Genomic DNA, 7,062 nt, shown 5'->3' with positions numbered 1-7,062 from the left:
GGTCCGGGCAAAGAACCGGCTGTTGATCCTTCGATTATTTTTCAGGATGATTTTGAAGCCTATGCCGAAGGTGCGGATTTGACGGGAGAGGGCTATATTGTTTGGGAAGGATCCGCTACAGTTGGTTCAAGCGGAGCTTTTGAAGGCGCGCGTTTTGGGCACAGCGATATTTCCAAAAATAATTTTGCCATTCGGCGTCCGATCACCCTGGAAGCAGGTAAAACCTATTCCTTCGAAGTGACGACCAAAATGCAGGATGGTGCTGGTTACACGATTCAGGTGCATCCCAAGGCTGCCTACGAAGCTGCTTGGGTTAGTGCTTCGAATGCCGAGTGGGAAACTCACACGACTCAGTTTACGGTGACAGAAGGTAATGAAAATGTGGTTATTGCCCTGTATCGATGGCCCAAGAAGCAACTCGCTTTCGATAACATTGTGGTAAAAGAGGTGCCATAGCCAATCACATTTAAGCGGATGCTTAGTCGTGTGTTTTAGACTATTTATGATTGAACCGAAATATTTTTATTTGGGAGAAGTTTTTTCTGTTTAGTTAGGTAATTGTTTGGGGGGCCGTGTTCACAAATGATAACGGCCCCTTTTTCTCCAAATCGGAAAAGATACAGAGCACTGTTCCCGGCATCTGTATGAAGTTAGCTGAGGGATGATTTATCAGCTTTTAACAGCGAATGTTTTTGGTTGTATATCGAAGACAAAACCTCCACAGAATTCGGTCAAGCGTGCATTTGAAATATTTAAACATCGAATCCATGAATCTGAAAACATTTTTCCCGTTTGCTTTGAGCCCACTCCTTTTTAGTTTTGCCAGTCAGGCACAGGAGCAGAGCACACCACCCAACGTGATTGTCATTTTGGCCGATGATTTGGGATATGCCGATGTGGGCTTCAATGGAAGCACGGATATACCAACGCCCAATATCGATCGTATCGCACAAAATGGGGTCCGGTTTACCAACGGCTATGTCAGCTACAGCGTTTGCGGGCCAAGCCGGGCAGGATTGATCACCGGACGTTACCAAGACCGTTTCGGCTTTGGCCGCAACCCGCTTTTTGCACCAAACGATCCGGAAATGGGCTTGCCCCTGAGTGAGCAAACCTTGGCCAGCGCCCTGAATCAGGCCAATTACAAATCGCTGGCCATTGGAAAATGGCACCTGGGAGCGCACGAAAGTTTACATCCTTTAAACCGGGGATTCGACGATTTTTATGGTTTTCTTAGCGGCGGACATCAGTATTTTCCGGAAGACTTGACGCTTGAAGATGAATTTCAGGTAAAAGCACAATATGATGCATACAAAACCAAACTACTAAAAAATCACAAGCGGGTTGAAGAAACCGAATATTTGACGGATGCGTTTTCGCGGGAAGCGGTTTCGTATATCGAATCGAATAGAGACAAGCCGTTTTTTATCTACCTGGCTTATAATGCACCCCATGGGCCTTTGCAAGCCACCGAGAAGTATCTGGATCGGTTTAAGCACATTGAAAACACAAAACGAAGGACTTACGCGGCCATGGTCAGTGCGGTGGACGATGGTGTGGGGCAGGTGCTCGACAAACTGGAAGCACTTGGAATCAACGATCAAACGATGGTGTTTTTTCTTTCGGATAACGGAGGCCCCGAAGAGCATAATGGTTCTGACAACGGAATTTTGAGAGAGGGGAAAAGCAGTTTGTACGAAGGAGGTGTTCGCGTGCCATTTGCCATGCAGTGGCCTGCTCATATTCCTGCCGGAAAAGTGTATGACCAACCGGTGATTGCCTTGGATATTTTTGCTACCGCCGTGAGAAGCGCCAGAGTTAGCCCGAAAAATCAGCTGGATGGAGTTGATCTGATTCCATACCTCAAAGGCGAAAAACAGAAGGCTCCGCATGAAGCGCTTTACTGGCGAAAGTTCGATCAGGATGCTTATGCTGTTCGGCAGGGTGATTTTAAGTTGGTTCGGTACAATTCGGACGAGGATGAGTTGTATAATATTGAAGAAGACATCAGCGAAACAAATTTGCTGCCGACAGCTGATCAAGAGAATTATTCCCGGCTCAAGAAGAACTACGCCGAATGGAATGATCAGTTGATAGATCCCGTTTTCTTAGGATTGATGCAGGATAAAGAATATTCGCGTCAGCATCCCAGCCGGTTTCGGAGAATAAATCCTTACGAACCAGACACCGTGAAACCACTGGCTCCCGAGGGGTATTCTTTGCTGTGGGCAGATGAATTTGATCAAGCCGGAAAGCCCGACCCGCTTTATTGGATCTATGAAGAGGGATTTGTGCGCAACGAAGAGTTGCAGTGGTATCAGCCTGATAATGCCAAGGTGCGCGACGGAGTGCTTCAAATTGAGGGGCGCCGGGAGCGGGTGAAAAATCCTCAGTATGAAAAGAACAGCAGAAGCTGGAAAAAGAACCGGCGTGAAGCCGAATATACTTCGGCCTGCGTGAAAACAAGTGGGAAGTTTAGCTTTCAGCATGGAATCATGGAAGTGCGGGCAAAAATTGACACCAGTATGGGGATGTGGCCGGCCATCTGGACGCTGGGCGTCACCCGACGCTGGCCATCAAATGGAGAGGTTGATCAATTGGAATATTACCGGGAGAAAGGAAAAGCCAAACTGTTGGCAAATGCTGCCTGGGCTGGAGCGGATGGTAAAATTGTTTGGGACTCGGCGAGAATCCCAATCGAGCGATTTCTCGAAAAGCAACCAGACTGGCCGGATCGTTTCCATGTTTGGAAAATGGACTGGACTGAGGAGTATATCCGCCTGTACCTGGATGACCAGCTTCTAAATGAAATCGATATTAAAAACGCCGAATACCTGGATGGATTTAATCCTTTTCATCAGCCTCAATACATTCTATTGAATCTGGCCATTGGATCCAACGGAGGAGATCCATCGAAAACGACCTTCCCCCGAAAATATCTGGTGGATTATGTCCGGGTTTATCAGAAAGACTAAACAAGTTTATCCTTCAACGAATAGAAGAGAAGAATCGGTTGGAATAGCAGCCGGAGGAAATTAGAAATTAAACATTGAAATCAGACATGCTAAAAACACTTAAAATAGGAATAACCGGTTTGCTGTTGGCGGGTTACGCGCTTACTGCCTGTTCGGGTGATTCGGATATGAGCGAGCCAGAATCGGGCTATCAAAATTACTACTTCAACCCTGAAACAGGGAGTACAACAGGAGACGGAAGCTTGGAGCGACCATTTAAATTTTTGGCGCATATCAGCAGCCTAAGGCTTAACCCGGGCGATTCTGTTTTATTGGCAGCCGGAACAACCAGCCCCGGATCGATCGTGCTGAAGCAGGTGCAAGGAACTGCGGAGAATCCCATTGTCATTTCGACTTACCAATCGGACAAGACCTTTGCGAGCCAGCGGGCTATGGTCGATGCCAAAGGAGCAGCAAACGGAATTTTGCTTCAGGATTGCAGCTTTATTGAGGTGAGTGGATTGCAGATTTCCGGCAATGCCGGATCAATGAGAATGGTTGATGGGAAGATGCCTGATATGAAATGTGGAGTTTTAGTACAAACCACCGAATCCGGCACTTTTGGGAATATCACCTTGTCTGATCTGGTGATAAAAGATATCTTTTATGAGGAAGAAGGTTATGTCAGGGGGAAAGACGAAGTGCGTTCGGCCAACGGAACACAAAGCTATGGCTGGGGAATCCGCTTCATCAATCAAACGGAGGGAGCGCTTCTGCAAAACGTAAAAGTGGAAGATTGCGAAATTAGCAACGTGGCTCATACCGGACTGAAATTTACAGGGAAAGGGAAGAGTATTGAAAATATAAGTGTTCTCAATAACCGGGTGACTGAAACCGGTGGCCCCGGAATTCAAATGTCAGGCGTTAAAGGGGGGATTGTCAATGGCAACACCGTCAATCACTCGGGAAGCAATAACGATAGCCGGAAATGGGGACGTGGAAGTGGATTGTGGACTTGGTCAACAGACAATGTGATTATTGAGCACAATTCGTTTTTAAATGCCAACGGGCCGGGAGATTCTGCAGGCTGTCACATCGATTTTAATTGTAAAAATGTGGTGGTTCAGTATAATTTTAGTGCGAACAATGCCGGTGGATTTTGCGAAATACTGGGCAATAACCACAATTGCGCTTACCGATACAACATCAGTGTCAACGATGGCTGGCGGGTAAAAGGACAAGATGGAGCCTTCCAGGAAGGGAAAATATTCTGGCTGAGTGGCTACGTGGGAAGTCAACAGCAACCCAAAGGACCTTTTAACAGCTATTTTTACAATAATACGATTTACACCAGCCAGGAGCTTGTTGCCAATTTCGCGGTAGCGAAAAGCTCTTCGGGGGTTTTAATCGCAAATAATATCTTTTACATTGCCGGAGATAGCAAATTAGTGGCCGGAGATCAATACCAGCCTGAGGAGATTGGCTCAACACCAATTCCCAACACCATTTTTGAGAATAACCTTTACTTGTCTGATTCGAATTGGCCTCAGGAAGTTCTTATTCAGGACGAAAGCCCAATGATTGGAGATCCGGGATTTCAGAATCCAGGAGGTTTAACGATCGGAGATTATGTTCCTGCAAATCCTGCTTTAGTGAAAGATCGTGGTATGAAGATTACCAAGATACCCAATGATTCTATTGGCTTAACAATAGGACTCGACGTGCAGCATGATATCCTCGGGAATACAATAGGAAGCTTACCAGATATGGGCGCCATTGAGTTACGATAAAAATAGAACAGGATGATAAATAAAAAACTAAATTTATAATTTGAATATTTTATCAAAATGAAGCCAATAAAGAATCTTGCAATTATTGCGTTTGTGTTGATGAGTATGGGGAGCATGGCTCAGAATAGCAAACTAAGGAGTTTTACGCCGGGGGCCATTTGGCCTGACAACAAGGGCGTTCATATCAATGCCCATGGCGGTGGCCTGCTTGAGTTTGACGGAGCCTACTATTGGTATGGAGAACACAAAATTGAAGGAAAAGCCGGAAACCGGGCGATGGTTGGTGTCCATGTTTATTCTTCAAACGACTTGTACAACTGGAAAGATGAAGGAATTGCACTTGCTGTTTCTGAAAATCCGGAGAGCCTGATTGTGAAAGGTTGTATTATTGAGCGGCCCAAAGTGATTTATAACGCCAAGACGAAAAAGTTTGTGATGTGGTTTCACCATGAGTTGAAGGGAATGGGCTATTCTGCTGCAAAAACCGGACTGGCGGTGGCCGATTCACCTACCGGTCCTTTTGAATACATTCACAGCGTCAATCCAAACGCAGTACAGTGGCCACTGAACTTTACCGCCGAGCAAAAGCAAATGAGCTTTCCCGAGGAATTGAAAAGCTGGTCGGAGGAATGGCTGGAAGCAGTTGCTGACGGGCTGTTCATTCATCGTGATTTTGAGAAAGGACAAATGGCTCGTGATATGACGCTCTTTGTTGATGAGGACGGAAAAGCCTATCACATTCATGCTTCCGAGGAAAACCTCACCTTGCATATTTCTGAATTGAACGACGAATACACGGCTTTTACCGATCGCTATGTGGCGGTCATGCCTGCGGGTCATAACGAGGCACCAGCAATTTTCAAGAAAGATGGCAAGTACTATTTGATTGCTTCGGGCTGTACCGGATGGGCTCCAAATGCCGCACGTTCGTTCGTGGCTGATCAAATTTTCGGGCCGTGGACATCCTTGGGAAATCCTTGTCGTGGATCGGAAGAACAAGTGGAAACGACTTTTGACTCACAAAGTACTTACATCCTTGAAAATCCGGAGAACCCCGGTGAGTTCATTTTCATGGCTGATCGGTGGGCTCCAGATAATGCCATCGATGGACGCTATATCTGGCTACCCCTTGAGTTTGAAGACGACAAACCTGTGATCAACTGGAATTCGGAATGGACCTTGAAATAACATCGGAACTGTATCAATAAGTTATCAGAACAAAAAAATACGCGAATGAAAAATTTACTACTAACGACAACTTGTCTGGCCGCAGTTTCGGCCTGTACAACCGGCGAAAATCCAGCACCGGAAGTCAAGCCCAATATTGTTGTGATTTACCTCGATGACTTGGGTTATGGCGATGTGGGAGCGTACGGCGCTACCGAGCTAAAAACACCCAATATCGACAACCTTGCGCACGGCGGAGTGCGATTTACCACAGGTTATGCCTCTTCAGCCACATGCACTCCCAGCCGGTATGCGCTTTTAACAGGCGAGTACCCCTGGAGAAACGAAAGCGCTCGGATTCTGCCGGGTTCAGCACCGCTCATTATTGACACAGCCAAAGTAACCATTCCAAAAATGCTGAAAGAACAGGGCTATCATACAGGTATCGTAGGTAAATGGCATCTGGGCTTGGGTATCGGCGATGTGGACTGGAACAAAAGAGTTTCTCCCGGACCAAACGAAGTAGGATTTGATTATTCCTACATCATGGCAGCCACCCAGGACCGCACGCCTACAGTCTATCTCGAGAACGGTTACGTGGTTGGACTCGATACCGATGACCCGCTGTTGGTGAGTTACGAAGAAAACTTTGAAGGGGAACCCACCGGCACCAACAACCCGGAGCTGCTTAAATTGAAATGGCACCACGGGCATAACAATTCTATCCACAACGGAATACCAAGAATTGGCTACCAAAAAGGAGGTAAATCGGCACTTTGGGTAGATGAGAATATGGCCGATGATTTTCTGGGAATAGCCAAGCAATACATCCGGGAACAAAAGGACAATCCATTTTTCCTGTACTACGCTTTGCAACAGCCCCATGTACCGAGAACACCCCATCCGCGTTTTGTGGGGACTTCCGGAATGGGCCCGCGAGGCGATGTAATTATAGAGGCTGACTGGTGTGTGGGCGAATTGGTAAAAACGCTTGAAGAGGAAGGACTGCTTGAGAACACGCTGATCATTTTTTCCAGCGATAATGGCCCTGTATTGAATGACGGGTATTATGACGACGCGGTCGAAAAACTGGGCGATCACAAACCTTGGGGGCCGCTTCGTGGCGGAAAATACAGCCTCTTTGAAGCCGG

Annotated in this window: 5 protein-coding genes; all 5 read left to right on the top strand. The window is 46.7% G+C overall.

The window, feature by feature from the left end:
* On the top strand, nt 1–456 hold a 456-nt coding region (locus AAC033_RS17690; protein ID WP_339740583.1), incomplete at its 5' end, for a carbohydrate binding domain-containing protein.
* Between the two features lie 311 nt (nt 457–767).
* Nucleotides 768–2,975, top strand: coding sequence for a sulfatase-like hydrolase/transferase (locus AAC033_RS17685; RefSeq protein ID WP_339740581.1), 2,208 nt, complete (start codon nt 768–770; stop codon nt 2,973–2,975).
* An 86-nt stretch (nt 2,976–3,061) separates the two neighbouring features.
* Nucleotides 3,062–4,744, top strand: coding sequence for a right-handed parallel beta-helix repeat-containing protein (locus AAC033_RS17680; RefSeq protein ID WP_339740579.1), 1,683 nt, complete (start codon nt 3,062–3,064; stop codon nt 4,742–4,744).
* Between the two features lie 57 nt (nt 4,745–4,801).
* Entirely contained in the window at nt 4,802–5,932 is a 1,131-nt protein-coding gene (locus tag AAC033_RS17675) for a glycoside hydrolase family 43 protein (RefSeq protein ID WP_339740577.1), read from the top strand.
* Nucleotides 5,933–5,977: 45 nt separating this feature from the next.
* Nucleotides 5,978–7,062, top strand: a 1,085-nt coding sequence (locus tag AAC033_RS17670; RefSeq protein WP_339740575.1) for a sulfatase-like hydrolase/transferase, incomplete at its 3' end; no start/stop codon positions are given.

The sequence above is a fragment of the uncultured Sunxiuqinia sp. genome (genome assembly GCF_963974515.1).
Lineage (GTDB): Bacteria > Bacteroidota > Bacteroidia > Bacteroidales > Prolixibacteraceae > Sunxiuqinia.
This window is presented reverse-complemented; position numbering and strand designations above follow the sequence as displayed.